The organism is Microbacterium sp. NPDC090281, assembly GCF_044769635.1.
In the GTDB taxonomy this organism is placed as follows: domain Bacteria; phylum Actinomycetota; class Actinomycetes; order Actinomycetales; family Microbacteriaceae; genus Microbacterium.
Genome location: NZ_JBIVYH010000002.1, coordinates 163329 through 177063, shown reverse-complemented (window position 1 = coordinate 177063; position 13735 = coordinate 163329). Strand labels below are relative to the sequence as shown.

The following is a 13735-nucleotide window of genomic DNA, read 5'->3' as shown; positions in this document are numbered from 1 at the left end:
AGGAGTTCGATGTCCACGATGATGAAGGCGATCGTCCTCGATCGTTTCGGCGACGAGAGCGAACTGCACGAGCGGACTGTTGCGGTGCCGGTGGTCGGCGAACGAGATGTACTCATCCGGGTCGAGATCGCCGGCATCGGGTCATGGGACCGCTTCGAACGCGAGGGCGAATTCGAAGGAGCCTTCCGCTTCCCCTCGGTGTTCCCTTACATCCTCGGGTGGGAGGGCGCGGGGATCGTCGAGGCGGTCGGCGCCGATGTGACGCGCTTCACTCGCGGAGACCGTGTCTACGCGGCATCGAGGCCTGTGCCGAGAGGCGGGTTCTATGCCGAATATGCGGTGGTCGACGAGGAACACGTCGCTCCGGTGCCGGAGCGACTGACGAACGAGCAGGCGGGGGTCCTCGCCTGGGATGCGCTGACCGCTGCCAGCGGACTCGACGTGATCGATGCGAGTCCCGGTGACACCGTGATGATCTTCGGCGCGAGCGGGGGGATCGGGCATCTCGCCGTCCAGCTGGCGAAGCAGCGGGGTCTCCGGGTTCTCGCGGTGGCCTCAGGGGAGGACGGCGTCGAACTCGCGCGCAGCCTCGGGGCCGATGCGGCTGTCGACGGTCGGCGGGGCGACGTGACGGCGGCCATCGAGAGCTTCGCGCCGGGAGGACTCGACGCCGCACTCGTGACCGTCGGCGGTCCGGCCGCAGAGAGCGCACTGCGCGGCCTCAAGCCGTCAGGGCGGATCGCCTGGCCCCACGGTGTGAATCCGGCGCCGACGAGCGATCTTGTCGAACGCGTGTCGTTCTACGACGGCGACCGGAGCCGAGCGGCCCTGGACCGTCTGAACGAGGTCATCGAGTCGAGTCCCATCGCCGCACATGTGGCGCGGGTGTTCGACGCCGACGAAGTCGTCCAGGCACATCACACCCTGCGAAGCCACTACGTGGGAAAGCTGGCGTTGCGCGCACCGCGCTCCACGAACCCGCTGTGACGCCGTGTGACACACGATTCCTGGTGCGCGGTTCGGCCTGCCTAACGTATTCGAGTCCCCCCAAGAGAGGAACTCCTTCACATGTCACGCCGCACCACCTCCATTCTCGCCGCGCTCGCCGCGGTCCCCCTCTTCGTCGCGCTCGCAGGCTGCGCCACGGCATCCTCCGACGCCGGTTCCGGCAGTGACGGATCGACCGAGAACGAGGTCGTCAAGATCGGCGTCGTCGGCAAGGGCGATGCCCAGTGGCCGGCCTTCGTCGATGCAGCGGCCGAAGAGGGCATCACGGTCGAGCTGGTCGACTTCGGCTCCTACGAGCAGCCGAACCCCGCGCTCACCGAGGGCGAGATCGACCTCAACCAGTTCCAGCACATCGTGTACCTCGCCGAGTACAACAACGCCTCGGGTTCCGACCTCACCCCGATCGGCTCGACGGCGATCTACCCGCTCGGGCTGTACTCGAAGAAGTACGACGACGTCGACAGCATCCCCGACGGCGAGACGGTGGCTGTCCCGGACGACGCATCCAACCAGGCGCGCGCGCTGAACGTGCTGCAGCAGGCCGGTCTCGTCGAGCTCAAGAGCGGCGGCACTCCGTACTCCGACCTCGCCGACGTCGACACCGACAAGTCGAAGGTCAAGGTCACCGCGCTCGAGGCCGCGCTCATCCCGACGTCGCTGCCCGATGTCGCCGCCGCGATCATCAACAACGACTTCGTCAAGGACGCCGGCCTCACGTTCGAGGATGCGATCGCGCAGGACGACCCGGAAGACGCCAGCGCCCTGCCGTACGTCAACATCTTCGCCGCCCGCGCCGAAGACGCCGACAACGAGACGTACCTCAAGCTCGTCGAGATCTTCCAGACGAACGAAGACGTCCAGAAGGGACTGCTCGAGTCGTCCGGTGGCACGGCTGTGTCGCTGCAGACGCCCGTCAAGGATCTCGTCACGTCGCTGAAGAAGGTCCAGGAAGACGCCGAGGCGAAGAAGTAGGACGCGGGGAATCCCACCCCAGTCCGATGAGGGAGAATCGGGTGGCGCCGCACGCGCCACCCGATTCTTCGTTCCCGAAGCAGACCGGAGCAGCACATGCCGATCGTCACCCTGACGAACGTGTCCAAGACATACCCGTCCCGCACCCGTGAAGACTCCGAGGTCGTGGCCGTCGACGACGTCACCCTCTCGATCGAGAAGGGCGACGTCTTCGGCATCATCGGCTACTCGGGCGCGGGCAAGTCCACACTCGTGCGGCTGATCAATGCACTCGAGCCCGCGACGAGCGGCACCATCACCGTGGACGGTGTCGACATCACCGCGCTCAAGGAGAGCGAGCTGCGCAAGATCCGCGGCGGGATCGGCATGATCTTCCAGCAGTTCAACCTGTTCTCTTCCCGGAGCGTCAAGTCCAACATCGCCTATCCGCTCAAGCTCGCCGGCTGGTCGAAGGCCGATATCGAGACGCGCGTCACGGAGCTGCTCTCGTTCGTCGGCCTCTCCGACAAGGCGAAGGCCTACCCCGAGCAGCTCTCCGGCGGCCAGAAGCAGCGCGTGGGCATCGCTCGCGCCCTCGCGACCGGGCCCGCGATCCTCCTCGCCGACGAGGCCACCAGCGCCCTCGACCCCCAGACCACCCATGAGGTGCTCGATCTGCTGAAGCGCGTCAACCGGGAGCAGGGCATCACGATCGTCGTCATCACGCACGAGATGGACGTCATCCAGACCATCGCGACCAAGGTCGCCGTGATGGAGAACGGCCGCGTCATCGAGCAGGGCGATGTGTTCGATGTCTTCTCCGCACCGCAGAACCCCGCCTCCCAGCGCTTCGTGGGGACGGTAGTAAAGGGTGTGCCTACGCCTGCCGAACTGGCGGTCCTCCGTGAGCGCCACCACGGGCGCCTGGTCACGTTCTCGTTCCGCGACGGCGACTCCTCGCAGGCGCAGGTGTTCCTCGACCTCGCCGGCGCCGGTCTCGACTTCGAGCTCGTCTTCGGCGGGATCAACGACATCCGCGGGCGCGCCTTCGGACACCTCACGCTCGCGATCCGCGGTGACGCCGCGGCGATCGATCGCGTACTCGCCGGTATCGCCGAACGAGTCGAAGTGACCGAGATCGCCGGAGAGGAGGCGCGCTGATGGACCGTCTGAACGAACTGTGGCCCGAATTCTGGACCGCTGCGCTCGAGACCCTCTACATGGCCTCGTTCGCCCTCGTCCTCGGTGGCATCCTCGGCCTCGCGATCGGCGTGATCCTCTATGTGACGCGTCCCGGAGGGCTCGCTCAGAACCGGCCGGTGTCGCTCATCGCGAACTTCGCCGTCAACTTCTTCCGCCCGATCCCGTTCGTGATCTTCATGGCGGTCGCGCAGCCGTTCGCACGGCTCGTCGTCGGTGTGGGAATCGGCACGACGGCCGGCGCGTTCATCATCGGGCTCGCGGCGGCGTTCGCGATCGGCCGCATCGTGGAGCAGCACCTCGTGTCGGTCTCGCCCGGCGTCATCGAGGCGGCGCGGGCGATGGGCGCCGGCCCCTGGCGCATCCTCTTCACCGTCGCGATCCCCGAGTCGCTCGGCCCGCTGATCCTGGGCTACACGTTCATCGTCGTCGCTCTGATCGACATGACGGCGATGGCCGGACTCATCGGTGGGGGTGGCCTCGGTGCGTTCGCCCAGATCTACGGCTTCCGGCAGTTCGAACCGGTCGTGATGTGGGCGGCCATCATCCTGATCGTCGTGTTCGTGCACCTCGTGCAGATGCTCGGCACGCGCCTCGCGCGCAAGGTCATGCGCCGCTGACGGGATCCTCGCTGACGGGTGCTTCCTGCAGGGTGCGCCGCGTCGTGAACATGCGCTCTTCGCCGCTCACCGGATCGACGAAGCGCAGTTCCCGCGCGAGCAGCTGCAGCGGGCGGTCGAAGTCGTCGGGCAGATCATCGAGCAGCTCGGGGTAGAACCGATCGTTCAGGATGCCGATGCCGAGGGCTGCGAGGTGCACGCGCAGCTGGTGCATCTTGCCGCTGTGGGGACGAAGCAGCGTGTGCACGACGTGATCGTCGCCGCCGATCAGCTCGACGAGCGTCTCGGAGTTCGGCTCCTTGGCGTCGTCGACCTGCACGCGCACCTGACCGCGCGGCTTCTCGATGTTGTTGCGGTAGACCACGGGGAATGTGGGCAGCACCCCGCTCTCGGGGAGCGCGGACACCGCCTCGTACACCTTCTGAACCTGACGCTTCTCGAACATCAGCTGGTACGCACCCCTGGTCGCGGGACGGGTCGAGAACATCAGCAGCCCGGCCGTCGCGCGATCGAGGCGGTGGATCGGGGCGAGGTCGGCGTTGTCGAGGAGGCGGCGCAGCCGCACCAGCGCCGAGTTCTGCAGGAACTTGCCACCGGGGGTGGTGGGCAGGAAGTGGGGCTTGTCCACGACGACGAGATGCTCGTCCTGATGCAGGATCTCGACCTCGAACGGGATCCGGGTCTCGACTGCGGGCTCGCGGTAGTACCAGACGAACTCGACGCTGCCGAGGGTGGCGTCGCGGGCGACGGGCGAGCCGTCGGCGCGCACGATGTCGCCGCGGTCGAACCGTTCGAGCAGCCGCTCCGGCTCGAGGTGGAAGAAGCGCTCGACCATGTACGCCGAGACGGTCGGCCACGCACCGATGAGTGGCACGTGCAGACGCGTGGCTCCCACGCCGTCGCGCACCGGGAGAGGGGAGGGCATGCCCATCAGCGGGTGCCGCTCACTTGTCGAAGCTCAGGCTCAGCTTGCGCAGCAGCCCGGCGAGGCGATCGCGGTCCGAGCGCGAGAGTGCCTGCAGCAGGTCGGCCTCGACATCGACGAGGCGGGTGATGGCGGCATCCACGCGGATGCGGCCGTCATCGGTGAGGATCACCAGCACGCTGCGTCCGTCGCCGGGGTCTGCCTCGCGACGCACGAAGCGGCGGCTGACGAGCCGGTCGATCCGGTTGGTCATCGTTCCGCTCGAGACCAGGGTCTGCTGCAGAAGCTGCTTGGGGGAGAGCTGGAAGGGTGCACCGGCGCGGCGCAGAGCCGACAGCACATCCCACTCCCAGTGCTCCAGGTCGCTGCGGCGGAAGACATCGCGGCGGGCCCGGTCGAGGTGCCGTGACAGGCGGTCCATCCGTGACAGGACCTCGAGGGGTGAGAAGTCGAGGTCGGGGCGCTGGGTGTTCCACGCGCCGACGATCCGGTCGACCTCATCCACCTCGCTCATCCGCCCATTATCGCGTGTGCGCGCCCGGTGCGACGGATGCCGCGGACAGGTCGAGCGTCATGAACGTGCTGTAGGGGTCGGCGATGTAGCTGCCGAACGGGCCGCATTCACGAAAACCCGCTGCGGCGTACATCGTGCGGGCCGGGATGAAGAACTCCGCACTCCCCGTCTCGAGCGAGAGCCGACGGATGCCTCGCCCCTCGGCATCGGCGAGGAGGAAGGTCAGCATCGACCGGCCGAGACCTCTTCCGCGCAGGGCAGGATCCGTCCGCATCGACTTGAGCTCTTCATGTCCGTCCTCGACCGTCACGAGGGCGCCGGTGGCGACCGGGCGTCCGTCGACGGAGCCGGCGAAGAGCCTGACACCGGGGGCGAGCAGGCGTTCGAACACCAGCGCGTGACGGCTCTCGGCCGGTGCGGTGTGCTCCAACTCGGCGTGGTGGGCGACCAGGAACTCGGCGAGGGCGGGGCTTTCAGCCTTCACCCGTTCGATCACGATGCTCATGTCGTCAGCATTGCAGATCGGTATTTCACGCGGATGACGGGCCGCGGTGTCAGCGGAACCGGGGCCGGAGCATGGCAGACTTGTCCCCGCGGCGTCCTCGTGGGCGCTGCGGTCCGCCGTGGTGTAATGGCAGCACGACAGCCTTTGGAGCTGTTAGGTCTAGGTTCGAGTCCTGGCGGCGGAGCATGACTGGGAACAATCTCGCGATCGTCGTCCTCGCCGCAGGCCAGGGCACGCGCATGAAGTCGCGTCTGCCGAAGGTCCTGCACCCGATCAGCGGGCGTCCACTGGTCGGACACGTGCTCACGACAGCGGGGAGGCTGCAGGCCGCGCATGTCGAGGTGGTCGTCCGGCACGAGCGCGATCAGGTCGTCGCCGCCCTCTCCGAGGATTATCCCGATGCGGTGTTCGTCGACCAGGACGACATCCCGGGCACGGGCCGCGCGGTGCAGGTGGCCGTCGAGGCTCTGCCCGGCGACTTCGACGGTGACGTGCTCGTGCTCTCGGGGGACTGCCCGCTGGCCGACGTCGACACCCTCGCAGCCTTCGTCGCTGAGCACCGTGCCTCCGGTGCGCCGGCCACGCTGATGACGGCGCTGGTCGACGATCCGACCGGCTACGGACGCGTCGTGCGCGATGCTGATGGCGGCGTGGACCGCATCGTCGAGCAGAAGGATGCGAGTGCCGAGGAGGCCGCCGTCCGCGAGATCAACGCCGGGATGTACGTGTTCCGCGCCGCGACGCTGCGCACCTACCTGCCGCAGCTGAGCCTGGACAACGCGCAGCGCGAGATGTATCTGACCGATGTTCCAGGGATGCTCCGTCGCGACGGCGACCGGGTGGCGGCCTCCGTCGTCTCCGACGTCACGGTGACCTACGGTGTCAACGACCGTGCGCAGCTGGTCGAGGTCGGCAGGCTGCTCAACCAGCGCATCGTGCGTCGTTGGCAGCTCGAGGGTGTCACGGTCATCGACCCGGCGACGACCTGGATCGACGATGATGCGAAGCTCTCGCCCGACGTCACGATCCTCCCCAATACGCAGATCCTGCGAGCCACCGTCATCGCCTCCGGCGCCGTCATCGGCCCCGACACGACGCTCGTGGACTGCGAGGTCGGCGAAGACGCGATCGTCCGCCGCACCGATGCGAACCTGGCCGTGATCGGCGCAGAAGCCACCGTCGGCCCGTTCTCGTTCCTCCGCCCCGGCACGGTCCTCGGCGCCAGGGGCAAGATCGGCGCCTACGTCGAGACCAAGAACACCGAGATCGGCGAGGGCAGCAAGGTGCCGCACCTCTCGTACGTCGGCGATGCGACGATCGGCCGCGGCGTGAACCTCGGCGCGAGCACGATCACCGCCAACTATGACGACGTGCACAAGCACCGCACCGAGATCGGCGACGAGGTGCACACGGGTTCGCACACGGTGCTCGTCGCGCCCGTTAGGCTTGGGGCAGGTGCGAAGACCGGCGCCGGCGCGGTCGTCCGCAAAGACGTCCCGGCCGGAGCGCTGGCCATGACCGTCGCCCCTCAGCGCAACATCGAGGGGTGGGTCGAGAAGAACAGAGCAGGCACGGGCGCGGCGGATGCTGCGTCCCGCGAGAATTCGGCGGAATAGGCGGAGCATGGCGCGCAAGAAGAAGACGGTCGACCTGGATCGCGACAACGGCGTGGCTCCCGGGATCATCGCAAAGACCAAGAAGCGACTCGTCGTCGCAGGAGGTCGCTCGCATCCTGCGCTCACGGCGGCCGTCGCCGAGTCTCTCGGTACAGAGATCGCGCCCGTCGAGCACCGCACGTTCGCCTCGGGTGAGATCTACGCCCGCTTCGAGGTCTCGATCCGCGGTGTCGATCTCTTCCTGATCCAGACGTTCGGCGAGCCGGTGAACGAATGGCTGATGGAGACGCTGATCATGATCGACGCCGCCAAGCGCGCGTCGGCCAAGCGCATCACCGTCGTCGCGCCGTATTATCCGTACTCGCGTCAGGACAAGAAGGGCCGCGGTCGTGAGCCGATCAGCGCCCGTCTCGTCGCCGATCTGCTGAAGACCGCCGGCGCCGACCGCGTCATGAGCGTCGACCTGCACGCGGCGCAGATCCAGGGTTTCTTCGACGGCCCTGTCGATCATCTGTTCGCCAAGCCCGTCCTGCTGGAGTACTTCCAGCGCACGCTGTCGCCTGCGGACCGCGAGATCCTCACGGTCGTCTCGCCGGACATGGGTCGCGTGCGCGTCGCAGACACCTGGTCGGACAGCCTCGGTGCCCCGCTCGCGATCATCCACAAGCGTCGTGACCCGAAGGTCGCCAACCAGGTCTCGGTGCACGAGATCGTGGGTACGGTCGAGGGGCGAACCTGCCTCCTCGTCGACGACATGATCGACACCGGTGGCACGATCGTCAAGGCTGCCCAGGCGCTCAAGGCGGCCGGCGCCCACCGCGTGATCGTGGCGGCGACGCACGCGATCTTCAGCGACCCGGCATCCGATCGGCTGCAGGACTCCTCGATCGACGAGGTCGTCATCACCGACACGATCCCGCTCACGGAATCGCGGCGCTGGGACAAGCTGACCATCCTCCCGATCGCCCCGTTGCTGGCCCGCGCCATCCACGAGGTGTTCGAGGACGGCTCCGTGACGAGCATGTTCGGCGGCGACGCGTAACGCATCGTCACGGCACAGCCCGCGCATAGCCGTGGTGCTTACGGTCGAATGGTCGACGAGCGAGTCGACCGACACCGAGCCGGGAGGGCCACCATGATCCGCACGACCGTACCGACCTCTGTCCGCAAGGGATCCGCACTCCTCGGGATCGCAGGACTCTTCGTCCTCGCCGGATGCTCCGGAAACGCCGACGCCGAGAGCTCGACCGACGGCGGGAGCACGCCAGACGCCGGCTCGTCGTCCTCGTCCTCCGGTGGCGACTCCACAGCGACCTACGCCGATGGCACCTACACCGCTGATGGCTCGTATCAGACGCCCGAGACCGTCGAGAAGATCTCCGTCACCCTGACCCTCGAAGGTGGCCTCGTGACCGACGTCAAGGTCACGGGCGACCCGCAGGCCCCCGAGACCGAGCAGTACCAGGGGCAGTTCATCGACGGCATCGCCGAAGAGGTCGACGGGAAGTCGCTGGACGAGGTGAAGGTCAGTCGTGTCGCTGGCTCATCGCTCACCAGCGGTGGCTTCAACGAAGCCGTGGAGTCGATCAAGGAGCAGGCCGCCGCCTAGGCGCCTGAGACGCATGCCGAGCTGGCGCTTCGAGGCGATCGGAACGCACTGGGAGATCGAATCGTCGGAGTCGTTGACCGACGGGGTGCGTGCAGCGGTCGCCGCTGAGATCGAGCGTTTCGACCGCGAATGGTCGAGATTCCGGGCTGGTTCGGATGTCTCCCGTCTCGGACGTGAGCGTGGCACCTTCGTCTCGCAGGATGCCGGGCCGATGCTCGACGCATACCGTGAGCTCTCGGCCGCCACCGGTGGTGCGGTCAACCCGCTCGTGGCCGACAGTCTCGCAGCGCTCGGATATGACGCGGAGTACTCGCTCGTGGCCGGTGAGCCGGTGCGCGCGCCCGGTGCCTGGGAGGAGCGGGTGTCATGGACGGCGTCCGGAGTCACAACGTCGGAGCCGGCGCTGCTCGACGTCGGAGCGCTCGGCAAGGGGCGCCTCGTCGACCTCGTGATGGTCGTCCTGGCGAGCGTGCCGGGCGATCTCGTGGTGGATGCGGGAGGTGACATCCGGGTGCGCGGAGCCGGCGTGCGCATCGGTCTCGAGCATCCGTACGATCCCCAGAAGGTCATCGGCGTCATCGAGGTGCAGGACCAGGCTCTGTGCGCCTCGGCCGTCAACCGGAGGGCGTGGGGGAGCGGGCTGCACCATGTCCTGGACGCCCGCACCGGACTGCCGGTGCGTACGTGGGCTGCGACCTGGGCCCTGGCCCCGGAGGCGATGGCGGCGGATGCCGTCGCGACGGCGCTCTTCTTCGACGGCGGGGGCGAGCTCGCGCAGGCCTGGGGTGTGGAGTGGGTGCGCATGAGCACCGACGGGCGGGTGCAGCGTTCGCCCGGGTGGCTGGGAGAGCTGTTCCTCGCCACGAGCAGCAAGCCCCCTGCGGCTCGGAATTAGGGAAGAGTGGAGACCGTGATCACCTCATTCGCCGCCGCACGGCAGCGCGTCCTCGCAGTGCTGGGCTCGTTGTCGATGTACCGCCTGGTGCTGTTCGCGCTGATCGCCCTCGCGGTCATCGCATTCGTGCTGTCGCTGTTCGGCGTGATCGTCTCCCCTACCCCACTCGAGCTGGTGGCCTCGTTCCTCGTGCTCGCGGTCGTGATATCGGCCGTCGACGCGGCAGCGCAGCGCATCCTGCGGCTCCCGTGGCGCATCGAGTCGTCTCTGGTCACTGCGCTGATCCTGCTGTTCGTGCTTCGTCCAGGAGTCGAGCTGGGCGCCCTCCTCGGACTCGCCCTCGCGGGGGCGGTGGCGAGTGTCTCGAAGTATCTGATCGCGTGGCGCGGGCGCCATATCTTCAACCCGGCGGCGTTCGGTGCCGCCGTGGTCTCGATCCTCGGCGCTTTCGGGGCCTTCGAGTGGTTGGGCACCTCGTCGTCGTGGTGGGTCGGCACGCCGGTTCTCACCATCCCCGTGGCCGTGCTCGGCCTCGCGGTGCTGTGGCGTACCGAGAAGGTGCGCGTCGTACTGGTGTTCCTGCTCGTCGCGTTCGCCACCTCGGTGGTGCGACAGGCGGTGCAGGCTGCGCAGTTCGACATCGCCTTCGACCCGGCGACGGCCCTGCAGTTCGCGGTGCTCCAGTCGCCGTTCCTGTTCCTCGGCGCGTTCATGCTTTCCGAGCCCCTCACACTTCCGCCGCGTCGACGACAGCAGTTCGTGGTGGCCGTGGTGGTGGGGCTTCTGGCCGGATGGCCGATCTCGGTGGCCGGCCTCTTCACCCTCGGTCAGGAGCGCGCGCTGCTGATCGGAAACCTGGTCGCCTTCGCTTTCGCCTTGCGCGGATCGGTGCGGCTCGTTCTCGAGCGGCGCGAGTTCGTGACCCCGACCGCCCAGGAGCTTACCTTCCGGGCGAAGGGGCGCGTGCGCTTCCTCCCTGGGCAGTACCTCGAGCTCGACGTTCCGCATCACCGGCCCGACGCGCGCGGCACCCGCCGGGAGTTCAGCATCGTGTCGGCGCCGGCCGACCTGCCAACGCTCCGCATCGCGTACAAGAACGGCGACCAGAAGCATCCGTCGAGCTACAAGCGTGCGCTGGCGGCAGCAGAGCCGGGGGCGACCTTCGCCGTGACCGGCACCTGGGGCGACTTCATCCTGCCGCGGGGCGAACAGCCGGTGCTCATGGTCGCGGCGGGCATCGGCGTGACGCCTTTCGTGTCGCAGCTGCGGCAGTTGCAGGCGACGGGGCAGCAGCGCGATGTGGTGCTCGTGTACGTGGCATCCGAGGCATCGGAACTCGCCTTCCGTGAAGAGCTCGCGGCGACGGGCGCGCGCACCGTCGTGTTCACACGCGACGAGCCGGTCGGGCTGCCGGCGCACTGGAGCTGGGCGCAGGGAGCGCGCCTGGATGCGGAGACGCTCGAGCATGCCGTCGCCGACCTCGCCACGCGTCACGCCTACATCTCCGGTCCGCCGCGACTGATCGCCGACCTCGCCCCTGCGCTGCAGAAGGCTCGCAGTCTCACGACCGACGCGTTCGCCGGGTACTGATCCGGTCAGGCTTCCGGGGCGGCGTCGCTGGACGCTGCCGGGTTCTTCGGGATGCGGACGGTGAAGGTCGTGTCGCCGGGTTCGCTGGACACGGTGATGAAGCCGTGGTGGCCTTCGACGATGGCCTTGGCGATCGCGAGCCCGAGTCCGGTACCGCCGGTCTGGCGTGCCCGTGAGGTGTCAGCCCTGGCGAAGCGGGCGAACAGTTCGTCCCGGATGGCGGGATCGATCCCCGGACCGTCGTCGTGCACGCGCAGCACTGCTTCGTCGCCTTCCTGCGCGACGCTGAGGGTGATGGTCGTCCCGGCCGGTGTGTGCGTGCGCGCATTCGCCAGCAGGTTCGCGACGACCTGGTGCATTCGCCCGGCGTCGCCCACGATGGTGACGGGCTCGTCCGGCACCTCGATGTTCCAGTGGTGATCGACTGCGGTGGGGCGCGCATCCGAGAGGCCTTCGAGCGCCAGCTGTGCGAGGTCGACCGTGCTGTAGACCAGCTCCCGTCCCTCGTCGAGTCGGGCCAGCAGCAGCAGGTCCTCCACGAGTCGGGTCATCCGCAACGACTGGGCCTGGATGCGCTCCAGTGACGTCGTCGTGCTTTCGATGACCTCCGGACGCTGATCCTGGGTGCTCGTCTGATGGAGGGCACGCAGCGACAGCTCCGAGTAGCCGCGAATGGAGGCGAGTGGGGTGCGCAGCTCATGGCTGGCATCGGCGACGAAGCGGCGCATCCGCTCCTCGTTCTCCTGACGTGACGCGAGCGAGGCGTTCACGTGATCGAGCAGCTTGTTGAGTGAGGCCCCGACGATTCCGGTCTCGGTACGCGGATCTGCTTCGGATGCCGGTACACGCTCGGTGATGGTCACCTCACCGCGGTCGAGTTGTTGGTTGGCCACTCTGGTCGCCGTCATGGCGACGGCGCGAAGCGGTCGCAGGCTCACCCGGATGGTAATGGCTGTGGTCAGAGCGAGCAGGATCAGACCGCCGATCGTCGCGAGCGCGATCACGGTGAGCAGCTGCGTGAGCTGGCTCTGGATCTCGTCACGGGGGAGTCCGGTGACCACCACGACGCCCGTGTTCGTGGGCAGAGCCATGACGCGATATGAGCCGAGGTCCGTGAGCTCCACCGTCGCGACGGAGGTGTCTTTCAACGCGACGATGATCTCGGCCAATTGCGCTCTGCTGAGCGCCTGCAGGGTTCCGGTGAGTTCGTCTCCCGGTGTGTTCGCTACTACGGCGCCGCTGTAGCCGGTCACCGGACTCGAGACGAAGAGCAGCATTCCGGCCGATGGCTCGATGGGGGTCTTCAGGATGTTCTGCGCGGTGGCGGATGACGGAGCGATGGCTGTGGTCATGTTCGCCACCTTGTGCGCTGCCGTGTTCAGCTTCTGGTCGAGCTGGTCCTCCATGGTCTTGCCCAGCGTCGCACTGGTGATCACGGCGACGATGATGAGGATCAGCGATACGAACCCGATCACGGCGGTCATCAGCCGTGTCTGCAGGCTCATCGGTCGCCTCTTCATCGTCGCTGAGCTCACTGCGGGGCCTTGATCATGTAGCCGACGCCGCGGACGGTGTGCAGGAGCGGCGTGCGTCCGGCATCGATCTTCTTGCGCAGGTACGAGATGTACAGCTCGACGACGGAGGACTTGCCGCCGAAGTCGTAGCTCCACACACGGTCGAGGATCTGCGCCTTCGACAGCACGCGACGCTCGTTGCGCATGAGGTAGCGCAGCAGTTCGAACTCGGTCGCGGTGAGCTCGATCTCGGTGCCGTCGCGTACGACCTCGTGGCTGTCCTCGTTGAGGGTGAGGTCGGCGACGCGCAGGATCGACTGGCCGTCATCGGCGGTGGCGTGACCGGTACGGCGGATGATCGCCCGCAGTCGGGCGATCACCTCTTCGAGGCTGAAGGGTTTGGTGACGTAGTCGTCGCCGCCCGCGGTGAGGCCGGCGACGCGATCGCCCACGGCATCCTTCGCGGTGAGGAACAGGACCGGAACCAGGTTGCCGGCCTCGCGGAGCCGCTTGAGCACCGACATCCCATCGAGGTCGGGCATCATGATGTCGAGCACGAGCGCATCGGGCTCGAACTCGCGTGCGACCTGGAGAGCCTCCATTCCGGAGGATGCGGTTCGCACCTCCCAGCCCTCCATGCGCAGTGCCATCGCGAGCAGGTCGGTCAGCATCTGCTCGTCATCGACGGCGAGGATGCGCAGGGGGGAGCCGTCGGGACGGCGCAGTTCGGGCAGGTCGCTGGTCATGCCTCTATTCTGCGGAATCTCCTATGCGATTTCTATGGAGAT

General features: G+C 67.6%; 14 protein-coding genes and 1 tRNA gene. 10 read left to right on the top strand and 5 right to left on the bottom strand.

Features of this window, described 5'->3' with window-relative positions; all coding sequences use genetic code 11:
* Positions 1-9 precede the first annotated feature (9 nt).
* The 4 genes from ACIQTX_RS15075 to ACIQTX_RS15060 all read left to right on the top strand — a co-directional run bounded on the left by ACIQTX_RS15075 (position 10) and on the right by ACIQTX_RS15060 (position 3779).
* Complete coding sequence (locus tag ACIQTX_RS15075) at positions 10-987, top strand: NADP-dependent oxidoreductase (RefSeq protein ID WP_402973493.1); 978 nt, start codon at positions 10-12, stop codon at positions 985-987.
* 81 nt (positions 988-1068) lie between these two features.
* The gene (locus ACIQTX_RS15070; RefSeq protein ID WP_402973490.1) at positions 1069-1980 is read left to right on the top strand and encodes a MetQ/NlpA family ABC transporter substrate-binding protein; all 912 of its coding nucleotides are present in this window, start codon (positions 1069-1071) and stop codon (positions 1978-1980) included.
* 96 nt (positions 1981-2076) lie between these two features.
* On the top strand, positions 2077-3120 hold the full coding sequence (locus ACIQTX_RS15065) for a methionine ABC transporter ATP-binding protein (protein WP_402973487.1): 1044 nt from the start codon (positions 2077-2079) through the stop codon (positions 3118-3120).
* Positions 3120-3779, top strand: a complete 660-nt coding sequence (locus ACIQTX_RS15060; RefSeq protein ID WP_402973483.1) for a methionine ABC transporter permease — start codon at positions 3120-3122, stop codon at positions 3777-3779. Before ACIQTX_RS15065 ends, ACIQTX_RS15060 begins: the two co-directional genes overlap by 1 nt.
* Here ACIQTX_RS15060 and ACIQTX_RS15055 read toward each other — a convergent pair.
* The 3 genes from ACIQTX_RS15055 to ACIQTX_RS15045 are packed head-to-tail and all read right to left on the bottom strand — an operon-like array spanning position 3766 to position 5723.
* Positions 3766-4704 carry a pseudouridine synthase gene (locus ACIQTX_RS15055; protein ID WP_402973480.1) on the bottom strand — a complete coding sequence of 313 codons (939 nt, stop codon included), beginning with the start codon at positions 4702-4704 and terminating at the stop codon, positions 3766-3768. The genes ACIQTX_RS15060 and ACIQTX_RS15055 overlap by 14 nt on opposite strands.
* A 19-nt stretch (positions 4705-4723) precedes the next feature.
* Positions 4724-5218, bottom strand: coding sequence for a MarR family winged helix-turn-helix transcriptional regulator (locus tag ACIQTX_RS15050; protein WP_028503464.1), 495 nt, complete (start codon positions 5216-5218; stop codon positions 4724-4726).
* Between the two features lie 7 nt (positions 5219-5225).
* Entirely contained in the window at positions 5226-5723 is a 498-nt protein-coding gene (locus ACIQTX_RS15045; protein WP_402973476.1) for a GNAT family N-acetyltransferase, read from the bottom strand.
* A gap of 112 nt (positions 5724-5835) precedes the next feature.
* On the opposite strand from ACIQTX_RS15045, the gene ACIQTX_RS15040 reads away from it, so the two are divergent.
* From ACIQTX_RS15040 to ACIQTX_RS15015, 6 genes are all read left to right on the top strand, one after another.
* Positions 5836-5907, top strand: a tRNA-Gln gene (locus ACIQTX_RS15040).
* A gap of 1 nt (position 5908) precedes the next feature.
* Positions 5909-7339: a bifunctional UDP-N-acetylglucosamine diphosphorylase/glucosamine-1-phosphate N-acetyltransferase GlmU gene (gene glmU / locus ACIQTX_RS15035; RefSeq protein WP_402973473.1), complete on the top strand. Its 1431-nt coding sequence runs from the start codon at positions 5909-5911 to the stop codon at positions 7337-7339.
* 7 nt (positions 7340-7346) lie between these two features.
* On the top strand, positions 7347-8381 hold the full coding sequence (locus ACIQTX_RS15030; RefSeq protein WP_105526780.1) for a ribose-phosphate diphosphokinase: 1035 nt from the start codon (positions 7347-7349) through the stop codon (positions 8379-8381).
* Positions 8382-8474: 93 nt separating this feature from the next.
* Positions 8475-8948 carry an FMN-binding protein gene (locus tag ACIQTX_RS15025; RefSeq protein WP_402973469.1) on the top strand — a complete coding sequence of 158 codons (474 nt, stop codon included), beginning with the start codon at positions 8475-8477 and terminating at the stop codon, positions 8946-8948.
* Positions 8949-8961: 13 nt separating this feature from the next.
* Positions 8962-9843, top strand: coding sequence for an FAD:protein FMN transferase (locus tag ACIQTX_RS15020; protein ID WP_402973466.1), 882 nt, complete (start codon positions 8962-8964; stop codon positions 9841-9843).
* 15 nt (positions 9844-9858) lie between these two features.
* Positions 9859-11433, top strand: a complete 1575-nt coding sequence (locus ACIQTX_RS15015) for an FAD-dependent oxidoreductase (protein WP_402973463.1) — start codon at positions 9859-9861, stop codon at positions 11431-11433.
* A 5-nt stretch (positions 11434-11438) separates the two neighbouring features.
* Here ACIQTX_RS15015 and ACIQTX_RS15010 read toward each other — a convergent pair whose 3' ends face one another.
* The gene (locus ACIQTX_RS15010) at positions 11439-12938 is read right to left on the bottom strand and encodes a sensor histidine kinase (protein ID WP_402973460.1); all 1500 of its coding nucleotides are present in this window, start codon (positions 12936-12938) and stop codon (positions 11439-11441) included.
* Between the two features lie 26 nt (positions 12939-12964).
* Entirely contained in the window at positions 12965-13693 is a 729-nt protein-coding gene (locus ACIQTX_RS15005; protein WP_028503472.1) for a response regulator transcription factor, read from the bottom strand.
* Positions 13694-13735 lie beyond the last annotated feature (42 nt).